This is a genomic window from Nocardiopsis sp. TNDT3 (assembly GCF_003427465.1).
Lineage (GTDB): Bacteria > Actinomycetota > Actinomycetes > Streptosporangiales > Streptosporangiaceae > Nocardiopsis > Nocardiopsis dassonvillei.
Window position 1 is genome coordinate 1 of sequence record NZ_QPFC01000805.1, and the last position, 1761, is coordinate 1761.

1 protein-coding gene is annotated in these 1761 nt (G+C 70.6%); it reads left to right on the top strand.

Annotated elements, in window-relative coordinates; all coding sequences use genetic code 11:
• Nucleotides 1-491 precede the first annotated feature (491 nt).
• Nucleotides 492-1652 carry a S8 family peptidase gene (locus tag DQW06_RS19705; RefSeq protein ID WP_041552877.1) on the top strand — a complete coding sequence of 387 codons (1161 nt, stop codon included), beginning with the start codon at nucleotides 492-494 and terminating at the stop codon, nucleotides 1650-1652.
• Nucleotides 1653-1761 lie beyond the last annotated feature (109 nt).

A 1761-nucleotide genomic window follows, 5' to 3' on the forward strand; every position in this document is an offset into this window, starting at 1 on the left:
CCCTCGGGCGGCCCCCTTCCCCGTGTTCCGCCACCGGGCAGGGAGGCACTGCGGGGAGCGGGCCCGGCGGTCCGGACGCACCGGAAAGGGCGCCGCCAGGTGCGCCGCCCATGCCCCCGTCCGTCTTACCCGAGAAACCTGTTTCGGTTCTCAGATTCTTGCGGAATGGTTTCCTTCGGTCAACGCCATGTTTCTCCGTAAGGGCTCCGGGGGGAACCGAAAGGTCTGTCCGAAAAACGTTTGACCACTACAGGCGAGTGTTTTTCGGGCTCCTCGCCACTGCACCGAAGCCCTCGTTCGCTGCGCGACCACGGACCCCGAAGGCTGATCCGAGGTACTTGGACGCAAAAAAAGTTGCCCTCGGGCCCTGGAGCGAAGGACGAAGTCTGGTTATGGTGGCAAAGCGCAGCGAACCTGGAATCGCTTGACTACTCTGGGTTATTAACCGCTGTGCGCCTCCCATTACCGTCCCCCGCAAAAGGAGAATACGAGTGCACAGGCACACCACGAGGAGAACGGTGCTCGGCCTCGCCGCGGCCGGCGCCCTCTCCGTCCCCCTGGCCCTGTCGGGCGCCGTCTCGGCCGGCGCCGACGAGCTCGCCCCCCTCCACACCGTCGGCGCCTCGGCCACCGGCGACTACTTCGTCGTCCTGGAGGACACGCTCAGCGCCGCCTCCGTCACCCCCTCGTCCCTCGGCATCTCCTCCGACCAGGTCAACCACACCTACGACGAGGTCGTCAACGGCTACTCGGCCAGCCTGAGCGCGGCGGAGGTGCGCGAACTGCGCGGGCAGTCGGGCGTCGCCTACGTCGAGGAGGTCGGCGTCGCGCACACCACCGTCACGTGGGGCCAGGACCGCATCGACCAGGAGGACCTCCCCCTGGACGGCTCCTACGGCACCACCGGCGACGGGGCCGGCGTCTCCGCCTACATCATCGACAGCGGCATCGACGCCTCGCACCCCGACTTCGGCGGTCGCGCCTCCTCCGCCTTCGACGCCTACGGCGGCGACGGCTCCGACGGCAACGGCCACGGGACCCACGTCGCGGGCACCATCGGCTCCGCCACGTACGGCGTCGCCCCCGCCGCCGACCTCTTCGGCGTCAAGGTGCTCGACGACAACGGCTCGGGCTCCTACGACGACGTCATCGCCGGTATCGACTGGGTGGCCGCCAACGCCGGATCCAACGCCGTGGCCAACCTGTCCCTGGGCGGCCCGTCCTCCCCGACCCTGGACGAGGCCGTCAACGGCCTGGCCGAGTCCGGCGTGTTCGTCGCGGTCGCGGCGGGCAACGAGGGCCAGGACGCGGGCAACACCTCTCCGGGCGGCGCCGAGGGCGTGACCACGGTCGGCGCCTCCGACGCGACCGACGCCGCGGCCGTCTTCTCCAACCACGGCCCGTCCGTCGACATCTACGCCCCCGGCGTGGACGTGGAGTCGACCGTCCCCGGCGGCGGAACCGACTCCTATGACGGCACCTCGATGGCCAGCCCGCACGTGGCCGGGGCCGCCGCCCTGTACAAGAGCGTGAACGGCGACGACGACCAGGCCACCATCCAGGACTGGCTCGTCTCCAACGCCGGCGTGGACAAGCTCAGCGGCGTTCCCGCGGGCACGGTCAACCTGCTGCTCAACGTCCAGGGCCTCTGACCCGGGGGGTTGTGGAGACCCCGCTCTTCCACAGCCCGCTCCGCGGCCACCGCGCGAGGAGCGCACGACCGACCGTTCGGCCCCGGCCCGGGGGCAGCTCCCCCGGGCC